We start from the raw sequence: 14966 nt of genomic DNA, 5'->3' as shown, positions 1-14966 counted from the left end.
CGTTGTGCATTGCGAGGAAAATCGCAAATTACTTAAAATACTGGAATCTTAATGACAAATTCTGTTCCTTCGCCAAGCACAGAATTGCAACTCAACTGCCCATTATGGGTTTCTTCGACAATTTGACGAGCGATCGCGAGTCCCAATCCAGTTCCTTTCCCAACCTCTTTTGTTGTAAATAGGCGATCGAAGATCCTTGCTCTTATCTCCTCTGGCATCCCCGGACCGTTATCTTTGATGCGAATTTCTACCATGTTTTGCTCACTGGATACTTCGGTGTGAATCAGTATTTGGTGATGATTGGCTTGCGCTTGGGCAAAAGAAAGCCCCTCACAGGATGTATCTAAGGCATCAATTGCGTTAGCAAGGATGTTCATAAATACTTGATTTAACTGTCCTAAAAAGCACTCGACAGGAGGTAAATTTCCGTATTCAGCGATAACTTCAATTGCTGGACGTTTTTCGTTAGCTTTGAGGCGATACTTCAAAATCAACAGAGTACTCTCAATCCCTTCATGGAGGTTACAAGCAACTTTTTCGGTTGTATCGGCTCTGGAGAAGGTGCGAAGACTGATGCTAATGTCTTTAATCCGTTCCGAAGCCACCTTCATCGAGTCTACTAGCTTTGGTAAGTCTTCAGTCAGGAATTCTAGGTCAATTTCTTCGCCATGCTCAATGACTGCGATCGCCGGAGTGGGATGATGTTGTTGGTAGCATTGGATATGGGCAAGTAAGTCTTGAATATACTCTTCAGCATTGTTGACACTGCCTTTGAGAAACCCAATGGGATTATTAATTTCATGTGCCACCCCAGCAACCAAGTTACCCAAGGTTGCCATTTTTTCATTTTGCACCATTTGTAATTGGGTATGCTCAAGTTCTTGCAGCGATCGCTCTAACTCTTGGGCATAATTTTGAGATTCTTGATAAAGACGGGCATTTTCTAGAGAGATGGCGGCTTGAGCGCATAACAGTTGGATAACTTCGGTGCGATCGCTTGTAAATGCCCCAATTGTCAGCGGATTTTCTAGATATAGCAGCCCGATGAGTTTACCTTGATTTAACATCGGCGTACACAACACACTCTTAGGTTGTTGCTGCATGAAATATGAGTCGGCGATAAAATCAGTTTGTGCTGTCGCATCATCCAGCACAACAGTTTTTAAGCTGCGTTTGACATAGTTCATCACTGTGACAGGAATGTCTTCGCTGGTTGACAATGGTACAGATACCAGACTGACTCCTTCATTGATGGTGGCTACAGCTTCAACCACCAAGTTGTCTTTTTGAAGTACAAGTAATGCAGCTTTTTGTGCCCCAGCATTTTCCATTACTACTTGCAAAAGAGTAGTGAGTAATTGCTCTAATTGAATTTCACTGGAGAGAACTTGTGCGGCTTTAAAGATGGTGGCAAAATCGAGGGCTTCCGAAATACTGCTGCTAGAAAGATTTGTGTGGATGGTTTGATGTGGAAATGATGATGCATCGACGGTTGAACTCAATTGAAAGCGATGATGCTGCCCTTGTAAGATGGGAGCCAGGAGTTGAGGATAGCGTTTTTCTAAGTCTTCAGTTTTGGCTTTAGCGCCCCAACGAGCATAGCAGTAATAAGCTTCTTGCATATAAACTTGGGCGATTTTTTCTTTGCCCCAGTCGAGGTAGAACTTGGCAGCTAGTTCATTACTTAAGGCTTCTTCTTGGATATATTGGTTTTCTTTCGCTAGAGTTATGGCGCGATCGTACAATTCTATTGCTGCTATTTTTTCGCCTAAAACCCGATGCCGTTCTGCTTCCACCAAATCAAATTTGTGCTGGAAATTCATCGGTGCAAAGTTGGCTAGAAACTGCAATTTTTCCTGATTTTCGCCAACCTTTAAGAGTAATTGTTCTTGTTGAGATGGTTCAGCCGTTGGATAGACAGCCAGACGAGACAGAGAATCGTAGTAGTAGAAAACAGGCACAGATAGCATTCCTGCGCCACCGTTGAGGTATTGCTCTCCCTGATTTCCATTTTCAACTGCCGCCGGAAAATTCTCAAACAAATAACTGAGTGTTAATTTACTTAAGAAAAATACATGGAGTGTTAATTCGTCATTCTCTTCGAGCAGCGCAGATAATAGTTGTTCATCTTGATAATCTTCACCAATGAAGCGCTCTGTATCATCGCTAGATTCGGTTAAATTATTAATGGTTTGACAGATTATATTCGACCAATTTAATAAGCGCTGATTTTGGGCAAAATTAGACTCGTAGGCTTTGATATCTGCTAAGAGAATTTCCAAAACTTCTGTGCCACTTAAATAGACATAGAATAACTTGAAAATCATCGATGCCAGCACATGAAAAAAATCGCCTGTTTCTAATCCAAGACTATGGGATTCCTGTAATAAACTAATTGAGGTGCAAACATGTTGTTTATTAAATTGATTCAATGCACCCACCTTAAATAGAGTCATGCTTTGAACAGATTTTGCTTTAAATCTATCCACAAGCATTAAAGCTAGCTGGCCAAATTCGTAGCCTGACTCGAGTTGGTTACAAATATTAAGTACAATTCCAAAATCTGCATATCCTGGTGCAGAAAGTGGTGCATTGCCATATTTAAGAGATAAATTCACCTCTTCGCAGGCAATAATTGGAAACAGATAAGGGGCAGTTTGATGGATGGCGGGAGCAATGCTAGCCATAATCCGCAAAGCAACCAAAGTTTTGGTATCGTTCATCAATGGCAAATCAACTAAGCCCTGAATACTTCTGGTTGCCAAGGTGGAGAGCGTGTTGACTACAGATTGCTGAATGTCTGGAGGTGTTACTGATTCAGGTAATGTTACCCCAAGTTGAGCCAGAAGTTCGCGTCCAGTTGCGATCGCTTTGAATGATTGATTCCGCACCTGATAAGCTTGGAGTTGTACTTCATAAACTTTCACTCTATCCAGTAAGGTGGTTGTTTGTTCGATGACAACCTGAATCAGAGATTCCATCTGCTCAAATTCATTGTTGAGAAAAGCAGCTTCGGCAGCTTCTTCGTATAAACTTCTAGTCAATTCGTAGGCGATTTCCCAACTATTAATCGGTAGCAGCTGCATTCCAGAATAGAAGTAATGAATTGCTGCAACATAAGCAGTAGCTTCTTTCGCTTTTCGACCAGCATTCAGATTTAACTGAGCTAATTGTTGACGTTCAGCCGGTTGGGTGATTAGTAATATTCCTCGATTTAACTGACTGACAATCTCAAAAATTCGCTCTTCTTGCTGTGACTCAGAGGTATTTTGTAAGAGTAATTGACCAATTTTAAGATGGGTAAATTGTTTCTCTTCATCTGGGATTAGAGAGTAAGCCGCTTGTTGCACGCGGTCGTGTAAAAATTTGTAGGTAGGGATTTGGAACTTGGCGTTGAAGGGGTTGGAATCAGAATTCTGTCCGCTATCTTGAAAGAATTTATAAACTTCAGTAGTAGGTAAAACTAACCCTTCTTGCAAAGATTTCCATAAAAATGCTGCGGTTTCGGTTTCCGATTGTTCAGAAACAATTGCTAAAGTTAGCAGATCAAAAGAGTTACCAATACACGCAGCTAATTTTAATACATTTTGCGTTGCTGCTGGCAACTTCTGCAACTGTAGCGCTACGAACTCTACCACATCATCGGTAAGGGCAAGTGCTTTCACAGCAACAATATCGCATTGCCAGTACCCTCGATCGGAATTAAAAGTAATTAGTCCATCTTCATATAATACTTTGATGAATTGCGTTGCAAAAAATGGGTTTCCCTGAGTTTTTTGATATACAAGTTGCGTTAAAGGTTGGGCAATTTCACCTGAACAACTCAAGGTATCAACCACCAATTGATTTACACTAGCTTGAGTTAACGGAGCTAAAGTAATGCTGTTAATTGTTGCATTGCTTTTGCGAATCTCCGCTAAAGTCAATATCAACTGATGCGCGGTAGATACTTCATTGTCTCGATAAGCCCCAATTAAAAGTAAAGAGCCACTTCCTGATTCGCTCATCAACAATTGCATCAATTTGAGTGATGCAGAATCAGCCCACTGCAAATCATCAAGGAAAATTACTAATGGATGTTCTTTTGTAGTGAATACCTGAATGAACTTTTGGAAGAGTAAATTGAAGCGATTCTGGGCTGCATTCTGTGAAAGTTCCGTTGCAGGTGGTTGTCGACCAATAATTTGTTCTAGTTCGGGAATTACCTCATGAATGACTTGCCCTTCATCTCCCAGCACTTGTAAAATTTTATTTTTCCAAGTTGACAATTGGACATCACTTTCACTCAGTAATTGCCCCATTAAGTCTCGAAATGCCTGCACAAAAGCAGAAAAGGGAATATTTCGATTAAATTGGTCAAATTTGCCTTTAATGAAGTAGCCCCGTTGCCGGACAATGGGTTTGTGAACCTCGTTAACAATTGCTGTTTTACCAATACCAGAAAAACCAGCCACCAGCATTAGTTCTGTTTGGTTGTTGCTAACGCGTTCAAATGCTTTCAGCAGAGTTTCAACTTCATGCTCGCGACCATAGAGTTTTTCTGGGATAATAAAGCGATCGCACACATCCCGTTGAGCAATTGGGAAACTTACAATTTTCCCTGTCTCCTTGAGTTGAGCTAAACAATTTTCTAAATCATATTTCAGCCCAAATGCACTCTGATAGCGGTCTTCGGCATTTTTCGCCATCAATTTGCTGACAATAGATGATAGTACAGGTGCAATTTGCGGATTAATCTCATGTACTAAAGGCGGAAGTTTGGCAATATGACAATGTACCAATTCCATCGGTTCGTGCGATTGAAATGGTAATTGCCCTGTTAGTAATTCGTAAAAAGTTACACCCAGAGAATAAAAATCAGTACGGTAATCAATCCCCCGATTCATCCTTCCAGTTTGCTCTGGAGACAAATAGCCAAGTGTCCCTTCTAATACATTAGGACTCATGAGGCTTTGAGTTTCTCGTGGCAATAAAGATGCAATACTAAAGTCAATTAACTTAACTTCTTTAGTTTCTGGATGAATTAAAATATTGGCAGGTTTAATATCTTTGTGAACGATCCGATAACGAATTAGAATATCTAATGCATTACACAGTGCGATCGCAATTTCTAAAAACTCAATCAGAGCTTGTGGTGTTTCCCCTATTTTCCTATTCTCTCCTCTGTCTTGCCACTGCTTTAGAGAAATTCCCCCAAAGTCTTCCATCACTAACACGTAGCCATTCTGATAGGATTCCAGACTATAGGTTTGGATGATTCCAGGTAGATTCAAATTTTTGGCAATGGTGAACTGGTTGCGAAACTGTACCAATTCGCTGAAGCTGGGATAAGCAGTTTTCATCAGCTTAATCACCACACATTTTTGGTCAGTTTCTCGATTAGCGCGATAAACCAAGGTTCGAGAACCATTGTAGAGTTCTTTGCTAACTTGATATCCGGGAATGCTGACCATACGGCTTAATTCTTGAGACCTCAATATCTAGGTTTCCCAAAAACATAGCAATCTTTACTGTCAGTTAGCTTATTTTAAATTGATTGAAATAATTAAAGCTCCCAAATTCTAACTGACTTTGGGAGCTAATAATTTTAAGTTCACCGCGACGCCGTTTTACCTAAGTTTATGACCTGGGTTTATCCAGGTGGGAACCTAAATTCCTCGTTTAAAGTTTCCGGGTACATGCCCGGTATACTGCCACGAGAACAGTTGACTCCCTTGTCATTAAAGGCATAGATCAAAAAACTTGATGGCAGTCACCAACGTCGTAGTGCAACTCACTCATTATAGCTTTTCAAAAGATGTTGTGTGTTCAATATCGAAACTTTCCGATCTATTTACCTGGGATACCAGATAGATTCTATGCTGTGGGCGATGTTGTTGGCGTATGCACCTGCCAATTCTGTATCGTGATTATCCAGTAAAACGGTAACATGCCCTAACTTCCGCCCAGGACGTGATTCTGTCTTCCCATACCAGTGAACGTGCGCTTGGGAAATTTCTGCTATTTGTTGACGCTGGCTTTGGTAGTCGCTGTGAGAATTTTCATACCCCAGTAGGTTAACCATTACAGCACCTGCGCACTGCAAAGCTGGATTTCCTAAAGGGAAACCACAAACTGCTCTCAGGTGCTGCTCAAACTGCGAAGTTTCACAAGCGTCAAGGGAAAAATGCCCAGAATTGTGCGTACGGGGTGCAATTTCATTTACCAGGATTTTGCCATCAGCACTCAGAAATAGCTCAATTCCAAAAATGCCTACGACTTCTAGGCTATTTAATAGAGTATGTGCGATCGCTTCGATTTCTGCTACTTGATTAGGCGTAATCTCGGCTGGCGCAATCACCCGCCGACACACTTGTTGTTCTTGTTGGGTTTCCACTACTGGGTAAGTGACAATTTCTCCCTCCACAGAACGAGCTGCAATTATTGCTAGTTCTCTTTCAAATGGGACAAATTCTTCTAACAAGAATAGTGATTGATTTAAAGTTTGTGTTGTGGTTTCATCACTTAGTTTTTGCTCTAAACTAGCAAAATCCTGAATTATGAAAGTACCTTGACCGTCATAACCATGACGGCGGGATTTCAAAACTACTGGAAAACCTAGATATTCTATTTTTGATTTGAGATTTTCCACCTCGTCAAGGGCGAAAAATTGAGGAACTGGTAATCCCAAGTCGCGTAAGTAGCAACGTTGATGATATTTATCTAAAAGAGGAGCTAAAGCTTCTAATTTTGGACGAAAACAAACGCCTTGCTGTGCTAAACCAGATAAAGCATTCAGGTTAACAAATTCGTTTTCAAAGGTGATAACATCGCATTTTTGAGCTAATATTTCCGTAGCACTTGCATCATCAACTGGCGCGAAAATAGTTTCCTGAGCGATTGACACAGCCGGGTCGTGAACGCTTGGAGTTTGTACTATTAATTCTACTCCTAGCTTCTGTGCTGCATCCGCCATCATCCAGGCTAGTTGTCCGCCACCAATTACACCAACACGCTTCATTGACATCCTAAAGAATCACGAGTTTGCACGCCTGTTTTGGAATTCACACCACTGGCTTTTTCGCACAGTTCTTTGATTTGCGCTCTATCCAAAATTGCATCTGTAAAATCTGCACCGTCTATATTTACATCATTAAATATGGCGCGGAGCAAAAGAGCTTCTTTGAAAACTGCATCGCTCAAATCTGCCTTAGTCAAGTTTACCTGATCGACCATTGCATTCGTTAAATCCGCTCCGTGGAGATTTGCTTTTGTCATCACCGAAGCGCTCATGACTGCTCCCCGTAAGTCAGCATTTGTAAAGTTAGCCAATTCCATATTGGCGTTAGAAAACTCCGCAGCTTGCAAACTCTGTCCAGAAAAATCACGTCTTGATAACTCTGCATTGCTAAATGACAGTGGATGAGTCCAGTCTACTGCCACTGCTGGATCGGCCACACACCAGATAATAATTCCGAGAAGGAATGCTAGTGTTTGCCGCCAAAATATATTGAGAGCCAATTTGGTGTATAATCGCCGCATTTAATTACCGCATTTGAATATTAGCAAGACTGGATTGTACTAATTGAGACTCGCAGCCTTGCTACTGGACTTGGAAAACGTGTATTTCCGTTGCTTAATATTTTGTAACGCAAAAAGATCATAAGCTTCTTACTTTAGCAAAATTATCCCTGCTACTTGAGGTAGAGAGTGGCAATTGGCGATCGCACTAAAATTAGATATTCAGAACAATATTTATTAAATACAATAGCGATCGCAATGACTGAGTATAAATTGTTTCTCACATCAAGCAAGCTTTAGCAAAACAGAGACGGGGAGCATAATCTATCGCTCTTGATGAAGATAAAACTTGAAATTCCTAACTCTAAAGGAATAATTTAGCTGAATAAAGGAATGTTTCCTATGGCCTATGCTTGTTGACTTATTTACAATTCTTCATTCGTAGATTTAAATTTTCAAGATACAAAAAGTTTTTTTGAGCAGTAATACTCACAGAGTTATTTACAATTCTTGACTTCCCATTTTTCAAGTAAAGTTTGTTGTATTTTAAATTCAACAGCCCCCATGAACTGTTAGTCTTTTAATTAATGAAAGCAAGGTTTGAGCGTAATTATATGCGTCTCAATTGCTTAACAAAGCTTAAAGCTCGATAATTAGCGTTAATTTTATAACGATTAGTTAGTTCTTCAGGAATCTCCAAGAGTTTACATTCACTAAGCACACAACTTCCACAAACCGAACTCCGAAACCCGATGATGAATCATTACTCACTTCAATGGATTGAGGCATGGTGCCAAGAAAATGGCTGGACAGATTTATTTGTTGAGCGACGTAACAACTTCTGGGCTTTCCCTCCGGGTGGGGTAATGCCGGAACCAATTCCAGTTCATGTTCTTAGAGTGATTAAAGCCGAAAAAGGACTGACTTTTGAAGAACGATTGTGGTCAATGTCCGCAGTAACTGGCACAATCCTAGCTGTTCTTTTTACCTTTTGGTTTCAGTCGCCGATGCCATTAGTTTTAGCTTTCGCTTTTAACGCCGTTACGGTGGCTCAATTTGAACTTGAAGATGCCTAAATTTTTATGTTGGGCTTTGCTATTAAAAACTGCTCTTGTCTACTTTCAGCAAGAGCAGTTTTTAATTTTTAAAAAGAAAGAATTCAGGAGTCAGGAGTCAGGAGTCAGAATTCTATGCGACTCGCTACCGCTGCAAAGAAACAAGCTACGCGCAGCGCGAACGTAGAGAGCATCTTAATTCTGTTAGCGGATAGCTAAGGTTTAGCCCATCCTAACTTCTGAATTCTTCTTCAATGATTTGTATAGCAGCCTTCTAGTCTATTAGGACATAACAATTAGAAATAACTAATATCTAAGAGCAGCCAGCTGGTAAAGCTACCTTCGCGTGTTTGTTAACGTAGTCCACAAATAATTGCTTCAATCGGGGACTAACACCAGCATGTTCAAAGAATCCAAAACCGAGATTCCTAGCTTTTGCGAGGGTTTCCTCTGGTGTTAATCCTTCCTGGATAGCAATACTCAACAGCGCAATTCCAGTCGATCGCATTCCGGCGGCACAATGCACAACTGCTGGTTTCGGGATTTGTTCGAGTGTCGTGAGGATTTTGGTAATCACCTCTTCATTCAAATTTTTGAGATCCACCTTGAGTGGAACATTTTGATAATACAGCCCCAATGCTTCCGCTACTTTTTGCTCATCCTTAGAAAATCCTAGTTCATCAGGCGATCGCAAATTGAGAACAGACTTAAAACCCTCTTGAATAGCTTGCTCAAGCTGTTTTGGTATGACTTGTCCTGTTGTTGTCAAGTTTTCGTTAATTTGTATGGCGTTGATCACATTCACTCCTTCTAACTTTCTAATGTCTTCCAGCTTGCTAAATACTCTAAAAGAAAAAGCTTTGAGAAGATATTCAAAATAAACACAACAAAATTAGCCAAATATCACGAGATATTGCTTGATTACTTCAAAATTTGTCTTTTGAAGTTGGTTATTTTATTGCTTTATCCATAATATACGGTTTATCGATAGTATTAGTGGTGATTAGAGCTTATTATACTTTGTGCCGATAAAATTACCGTAGATTATATTTCAAGAGTTATACTATTGGGCAAGTTGGGAGAGCAATTGGATTGAGATTTTCGCGAACAAGGGTATAAATAGAACAATTCTTCTTTTTAAACTGGGTAAATGACCCAGAACTAAAGTTTTCATTCATACTGCTTTCCTCGTGCCCCCTGCCTGCTTGTTGAGCGTAGTCGAAGGTTGTTGAGCGTAGTCGAAACACTGCCCCCTGCCTCCTGCCTCACTTCTCTACGAGAGGCTGCGCCAACGACTACGCTCAGTGACCCTCTGCCTACTCTTGTAATCTGAATGCCAGCCCTGAACCTATGAGCTATAACGAAATATCTCTTCGACCTGCCCAAGAAACAGATGCGTGGGTGCTGAGTGCAATTCATATTGCTGCTATCAAAGCTCTACCTGCAACTTTCTACACCCAAAAAGAACTTTTAGCTTGGCGCAATTACCGCAATAAACCTGATGGTTCAAATATCTTGAAGAGTATGAAAGTGGAAACTTGCTGGGTTGCGATCGAGGAAGATGTTGTTATAGGTTTTGCTAGTTTCATTGTTGATGAACTCATCGGGTTGTATGTCCACCCTAAATATCAAGGAAAAGGGATTGGCCGTGCTTTAGTTCAACATTTTTGTGACGAAGCAACTGAGCAAGGCATAGATAAGGTAATTACAACTGCTAGTCTTTATGCTGAAGGGTTTTATTTACGACTAGGATTTACTGCTATCCAAAAAGCACCTCATTATTTAAGAAGTGGGATATTTGTTCCAGTTACTAAAATGAGTAAAACATTAGATACCACACCGAAATAAATTTGAAAAGGTAAATATTTTCAATAATTTTAAAAATGTTAGCATCAACACTATTTTCCCTAAATTACGACCACTTTTTCTACATAATCTATGATAAAAGTAAGTACTTGCCAGCATAAATGCATAAAACTATCCGTTCATCAACTCTCACCCGTACACGTTTGATAGAAGCCGCCTTGCAGGTATTTGCTAGTTTAGGTGTTCAAGGAGCAACTACCCGTGAAATAGCTCGTGTTGCTGGTGTGAATGAGGTGACTTTATTTCGCCACTTTGCTAGCAAAGAACAACTTCTGGGAGAAGTAATGAAAAATGCCTTGGCACTCCAGACAGAAGCCCTTGCACACCCCGAAGCGTGGACACAGGATCTCAAAATTGATTTAAAACAGTATGCCCATCTTTACAATACTATGCTAGAGACACAGGAGGACTTAATTCGTACCTTCATTGGAGAAGCCAAACGTCATCCAGAGGCAGCCAAACAAGTTATTCAAGAAGCTGCCAAGCCCTTAGGGGAAAAACTGGTAGCTTACCTGCAATCGAGTCAGAAACGAGGCACTGTCAGAGCAGACCTCGATCCATTTCCGGCTGTCGATATGTTTACAGGAATGCTATTGGCTGGAATGCTATGCCGCAGTGCAAAATTCAATTCCAGCAACTATAGCTGTGAAGACTATATCGAAACCTGTGTAGATATTTTTGTGCGCGGTATCAGTACCACTCCGCTTTAAGGTTGATACAAATAAGCAACAAGGGAGCAGGCTTGCCGTGAGCGTAGCCGAACGGGAGAAAGGGGAAAGAGTTGGAGACAAATTATTGTTTCTGAATTTTGAATTCTTCTTTAAGTTCAACCCATATAAATAAGCTGGTATTTATATACATAAAGATATATGAGAATCTTAAAAGGTAAGGTTGTCAGTGGTTTAGGAAACTTTTCTTATTGGATTGAGAAACTCCAAGAATATTACTTGACAAAAACCGGAATGAAATTCTTCCCTGGAACTTTAAATATTCAGTTAGATCGACCTTACCATCTCCCGAAAAATGTTATGCGTCTGGAAAAAGAAGAATATGGAGGGACTGTTTCTGTGAGCATTGTTCCCTGTCAAATATTTGGCAGAGATGCTTTTATCTTAAGAACAGACAAAAATAATACCGAAAGTGGAGATCGTCCAAAAACAATTATTGAGATAGCTTGCGATGTGAAACTTCGGGAGCTATATAACCTTAAAGATAATGATTTGATTGAAGTTGAGATTCACGATGTTAGATTTATCTGAATTAAACAATCTACTTGGAGATGAAGCGTTAATCCATTACGCGAGTGGTCGGGAGCAAGAGCGGTTATCAAAAGGTGCAGGTTTGCTGGAATTAGCCCGAAGCCAAGAACTTATTAGCCGCTACCTACCGCCTCCTCCCGCTGTGATTTTCGATGTTGGCGGTGGCGCTGGCGTTTATTCTTTTTGGCTTGCTCAACAAGGCTATGAAGTTCATCTCATTGATGCGGTTCCTTTGCACATAGAGCAAGCCCGGAATTTGTCTCAAGCTCAACCGGAATATCCTCTAGCTAGTTTGGCTGTTGGAGACGCTCGGCAACTCAATCGGGCGGATAATAGCGTTGATGCTGTTCTGTTACTTGGGCCTTTGTATCATCTGACTGAGCGCACAGATCGGATTATTGCTTTGCGTGAAGCTCATCGGATCTTAAAAACTGGAGGTTTTGTTTTCGCTGCGGCAGTCTCTCGTTTTGCTTCAACCTTAGATGGATTATTTCGGGGACATTTAGACGATCCAGAGTTTGTAGAGATTGTTAAACAGGATTTGATTGATGGTCAACACCGCAACCCAAACAACCATCCTCGCTACTTTACAAAAACCTTCTTTCATCATCCAGAAGAACTTAGAGCAGAAGTTGAAGAAGCGGGTTTACATTCTGACAAGATTTTAGCGATTGAAGGGCCAGGCTGGTTATTACAAAACTTTCAGGAACACTGGAATGATGTAGGTCGCCGCGATCGCCTTTTAGAAGCAATTCGTTGGTTAGAAACCGAACCTTCTATACTGGGGATGAGCGCTCACATCATGGCTGTTGCCCGGAAATAGGCGGTATAGAGCGATCGCTACTAACTAAAAGCGCTTGTTGTTTTGCCAACACTTGTTTATGTAACAAGAGTAATTGTCTATCTTTAATGCCTTCTGCGATTAATCCCTCCACTGTTTTGATCAGATAATCAGCGCAGGAACCCAATTTTCCCGAAGCGGTAGCAATGCTATTAACAGTGGTTGTTAATGGTATCTGATGAGCGTACCTGGGATGTTGGCGATTAGCAACAAAAGCGATCGCTGGGAATTCCTGCGTACCGTCAAAAACCTTCACCCAACGAGCAATGTAGACACCACCCAACATCTCCCGTCGCCAAATCAGCAGTAATTCAGATGGGACATCAGCAGCTGCAATGCGATAAATAACGCCACGACAGCTACCGCCCCGATCGAGTCCTAAGAGTAATCCGGGATTATCTGGAGTACCGCGACCGAGGATCATCCATGTACAGAAGCACCGATGCCAACCATAAACGATGCCAGCACGGCGCTCGACGTATGCGATTAGGGGATTCCAAATCAGGGAACCGTAGGCAAATATCCAGATATCAGAATTTGGTGGCTGCTGTTGTAGTGTTTCATCGAGCGATCGCTGTAACTCATCTTCGCTCAAGGTAGTTAGCTTGATTCCAGAGTGTGATGCTTCTAATAGTCTCGTCTGTATGTTTCCGGCTTCGAGGTCGCTACGACTCAGTGACATAATTAGATTATTTTTTCTGTAAATCTTCAGTAATTCAGGGTAACTGAATTCTCAACGAACAGCTTTCAATGTATCGTAAAGTAGCTTGTAGCGCTTAAATCCTGCTTCATACAAAGGATTTGGCTGCGGCTGTACTACATTAGCATCCTGCGATAAAATGTTGAGTGCAGCTTCTAAATTCGGATAAACACCAATCCCCACCATTGCCAAAATAGCAGCTCCGTAAGCAGCTCCTTCTTCAGCTTTGGGGGCAATGAGTTTGATTTGCAAAACATCTGCCAAAATTTGCAACCAGATATGAGAACGTGCGCCTCCACCCGTTGCTAAGAGTTGATCGAGGGGAGCGATCGCACTAATAACTTCCAATGCTGACCGCAAGCTAAATGCAACCCCCTCCAGCACAGCACGAGTTATATCTGCTTGTGTATGAGCTAATGACAAATTCACGAAAGCACCACGAGTATCTGGATCGAGGTGAGGACTGCGTTCTCCGGCGAGGTGGGGTAGAAATAGAACACCACGCGCCCCAGGCTGCGATCGCTCTGCCATATCCATCAAATCGGTGTAGGATATATGCGGGGCAAATGTATCTCGATACCAACGCAGAGAACCACCTGCTGCTAGCGTCACTCCCAGCAGATGATAACCACCATCCACATGACAGAACAAATGCACCCGACCTTCGGGATCGGGAATTGGGCGATCGCACGGTGCAAATATCGCTCCTGATGTGCCAATACTCAAACTACCCCGGCTCAGGTTGCTTGATGAGATGCCCAAACCGATCGCTGCTGCGGCATTATCACCTCCACCTGCGACCACAGGTAATCCGGCTGATAAACCCACACGGGCGGCTATTTCTGATTTTAGCCGTCCAGCGATCGCGGTAGATTCGATGACTGGGGGGAATAACGTGGGGCTGATATCGAGAGCATGGAGAATATCTGTATCCCATTGTCGATTCGCCAGATTCAGACAGCCGACACCAGACGCATCAGATGGTTCTGTTACTGCTTCGCCTGTTAGCACATATCCCAGATAATCTTTGGGCAAAAGAATCTGCCATAACCGAGTGTATGCTTGTGGTTCTTCAGTCCGCAACCATAAGAGCTTCGGCAGTTGAAATCCTGTAATTGCCGGATTTCCAGTGCGCTGGATCAACTCCTGTCGGGGAATAGCCGCTTCAATCTCAGCAACAGCTTTACCTGTGCGCTGATCGTTCCATAAAATTGCTGGTCTAATCGCTTTGCCATCCGCGTCGAGAGGAACCATACCATGCATTTGTCCAGATAAACCGAGAGCGATCGCCCGATGTCCGTTTAGCTGTTGAGTAACATCGAAGAGAGCATCCAAACTGGCTTCCACCCAATCCGATGAGTTTTGTTCCGTCCAACCAGGTTGTGGAGTTAACAGGGGATAGCTTCTGGTTGACTGAGCGATAATTTGCCCTTGTAGGTCAACTGCGATCGCTCTTACTCCTCCTGTACCCAAGTCTAAGCCAACTACGATGTCAGTCAATTGCCCCTCCAAATTCTTAATCCTCAATTAGCAATTTTAAAATGATAGGACTTACAAATTCTTGGCGCTCTTGGCGCTCTTGGCGGTTCGATAAATTAAGCTTTTTAGGAATTTTTGCGTCAATCCTGAATGAGTAATACCAATTCTGTATGAAGATGCACAAAATAAAACGAACCGCCAAGACGCCAAGAACGCCAAGGAAAAGAAGGATAATTATTTGATGCGAGTTTACAGAGAATTGGGAT

The 14966-nt window shown here is 41.8% G+C and carries 11 protein-coding genes and 1 other RNA gene; 5 read left to right on the top strand and 7 right to left on the bottom strand.

What is annotated here, in order from left to right:
- Positions 1-32: 32 nt before the first annotated feature.
- The 4 genes from V7K84_RS33740 to V7K84_RS33725 form a co-directional block, all read right to left on the bottom strand.
- Positions 33-5453 carry a trifunctional serine/threonine-protein kinase/ATP-binding protein/sensor histidine kinase gene (locus tag V7K84_RS33740; RefSeq protein WP_334844786.1) on the bottom strand — a complete coding sequence of 1807 codons (5421 nt, stop codon included), beginning with the start codon at positions 5451-5453 and terminating at the stop codon, positions 33-35.
- A 136-nt stretch (positions 5454-5589) separates the two neighbouring features.
- A non-coding RNA gene (gene ssrS, locus V7K84_RS33735) (6S RNA) lies at positions 5590-5773 on the bottom strand.
- A 60-nt stretch (positions 5774-5833) separates the two neighbouring features.
- On the bottom strand, positions 5834-7000 hold the full coding sequence (locus V7K84_RS33730) for a 5-(carboxyamino)imidazole ribonucleotide synthase (RefSeq protein WP_334844785.1): 1167 nt from the start codon (positions 6998-7000) through the stop codon (positions 5834-5836).
- Complete coding sequence (locus tag V7K84_RS33725; protein WP_334844782.1) at positions 6997-7521, bottom strand: pentapeptide repeat-containing protein; 525 nt, start codon at positions 7519-7521, stop codon at positions 6997-6999. The genes V7K84_RS33730 and V7K84_RS33725 overlap by 4 nt, the downstream gene beginning before the upstream one ends.
- A 731-nt stretch (positions 7522-8252) precedes the next feature.
- On the opposite strand from V7K84_RS33725, the gene V7K84_RS33720 reads away from it, so the two are divergent.
- On the top strand, positions 8253-8576 hold the full coding sequence (locus V7K84_RS33720) for a hypothetical protein (RefSeq protein ID WP_292718901.1): 324 nt from the start codon (positions 8253-8255) through the stop codon (positions 8574-8576).
- A gap of 292 nt (positions 8577-8868) precedes the next feature.
- Here V7K84_RS33720 and V7K84_RS33715 read toward each other — a convergent pair whose 3' ends face one another.
- Positions 8869-9354, bottom strand: a complete 486-nt coding sequence (locus V7K84_RS33715; protein WP_334844780.1) for a beta-lactamase hydrolase domain-containing protein — start codon at positions 9352-9354, stop codon at positions 8869-8871.
- Between the two features lie 551 nt (positions 9355-9905).
- On the opposite strand from V7K84_RS33715, the gene V7K84_RS33710 reads away from it, so the two are divergent.
- The 4 genes from V7K84_RS33710 to V7K84_RS33695 all read left to right on the top strand — a co-directional run bounded on the left by V7K84_RS33710 (position 9906) and on the right by V7K84_RS33695 (position 12503).
- Positions 9906-10403, top strand: coding sequence for a GNAT family N-acetyltransferase (locus V7K84_RS33710; protein WP_334844778.1), 498 nt, complete (start codon positions 9906-9908; stop codon positions 10401-10403).
- A gap of 119 nt (positions 10404-10522) precedes the next feature.
- The gene (locus V7K84_RS33705) at positions 10523-11131 is read left to right on the top strand and encodes a TetR/AcrR family transcriptional regulator (RefSeq protein WP_334844776.1); all 609 of its coding nucleotides are present in this window, start codon (positions 10523-10525) and stop codon (positions 11129-11131) included.
- 159 nt (positions 11132-11290) lie between these two features.
- Positions 11291-11680 (top strand): DUF120 domain-containing protein, encoded by a 390-nt coding sequence (locus tag V7K84_RS33700; RefSeq protein WP_334844775.1) that lies wholly within the window; start codon positions 11291-11293, stop codon positions 11678-11680.
- The gene (locus V7K84_RS33695; protein ID WP_334844774.1) at positions 11664-12503 is read left to right on the top strand and encodes a class I SAM-dependent methyltransferase; all 840 of its coding nucleotides are present in this window, start codon (positions 11664-11666) and stop codon (positions 12501-12503) included. The genes V7K84_RS33700 and V7K84_RS33695 overlap by 17 nt, the downstream gene beginning before the upstream one ends.
- Here V7K84_RS33695 and V7K84_RS33690 read toward each other — a convergent pair.
- A complete protein-coding gene (locus tag V7K84_RS33690) occupies positions 12481-13203 on the bottom strand; it encodes a gamma-glutamylcyclotransferase (protein ID WP_334844772.1) in 723 nt (240 codons plus the stop codon). The genes V7K84_RS33695 and V7K84_RS33690 overlap by 23 nt on opposite strands.
- A 51-nt stretch (positions 13204-13254) precedes the next feature.
- Positions 13255-14721: a xylulokinase gene (xylB, locus tag V7K84_RS33685; RefSeq protein WP_334844769.1), complete on the bottom strand. Its 1467-nt coding sequence runs from the start codon at positions 14719-14721 to the stop codon at positions 13255-13257.
- Positions 14722-14966: the final 245 nt, after the last annotated feature.

This window comes from Nostoc sp., assembly GCF_036917315.1.
GTDB lineage: Bacteria > Cyanobacteriota > Cyanobacteriia > Cyanobacteriales > Nostocaceae > Nostoc.
Note: the sequence above shows the minus strand (reverse complement) of the source record. Positions and strands in the feature narration are given on the sequence as shown.

Excerpts from the sequence above, each read along its gene's own strand:
- V7K84_RS33740 (WP_334844786.1), bottom strand. The coding sequence starts at position 5,453 with ATGGTCAGCATTCCCGGATATCAAGTTAGCAAAGAACTCTACAATGGT.
- V7K84_RS33730 (WP_334844785.1), bottom strand. The coding sequence starts at position 7,000 with ATGAAGCGTGTTGGTGTAATTGGTGGCGGACAACTAGCCTGGATGATG.
- V7K84_RS33725 (WP_334844782.1), bottom strand. The coding sequence starts at position 7,521 with ATGCGGCGATTATACACCAAATTGGCTCTCAATATATTTTGGCGGCAA.
- V7K84_RS33720 (WP_292718901.1), top strand. The coding sequence starts at position 8,253 with ATGATGAATCATTACTCACTTCAATGGATTGAGGCATGGTGCCAAGAA.
- V7K84_RS33710 (WP_334844778.1), top strand. The coding sequence starts at position 9,906 with ATGAGCTATAACGAAATATCTCTTCGACCTGCCCAAGAAACAGATGCG.
- V7K84_RS33705 (WP_334844776.1), top strand. The coding sequence starts at position 10,523 with ATGCATAAAACTATCCGTTCATCAACTCTCACCCGTACACGTTTGATA.
- V7K84_RS33700 (WP_334844775.1), top strand. The coding sequence starts at position 11,291 with ATGAGAATCTTAAAAGGTAAGGTTGTCAGTGGTTTAGGAAACTTTTCT.
- V7K84_RS33695 (WP_334844774.1), top strand. The coding sequence starts at position 11,664 with ATGTTAGATTTATCTGAATTAAACAATCTACTTGGAGATGAAGCGTTA.
- V7K84_RS33690 (WP_334844772.1), bottom strand. The coding sequence starts at position 13,203 with ATGTCACTGAGTCGTAGCGACCTCGAAGCCGGAAACATACAGACGAGA.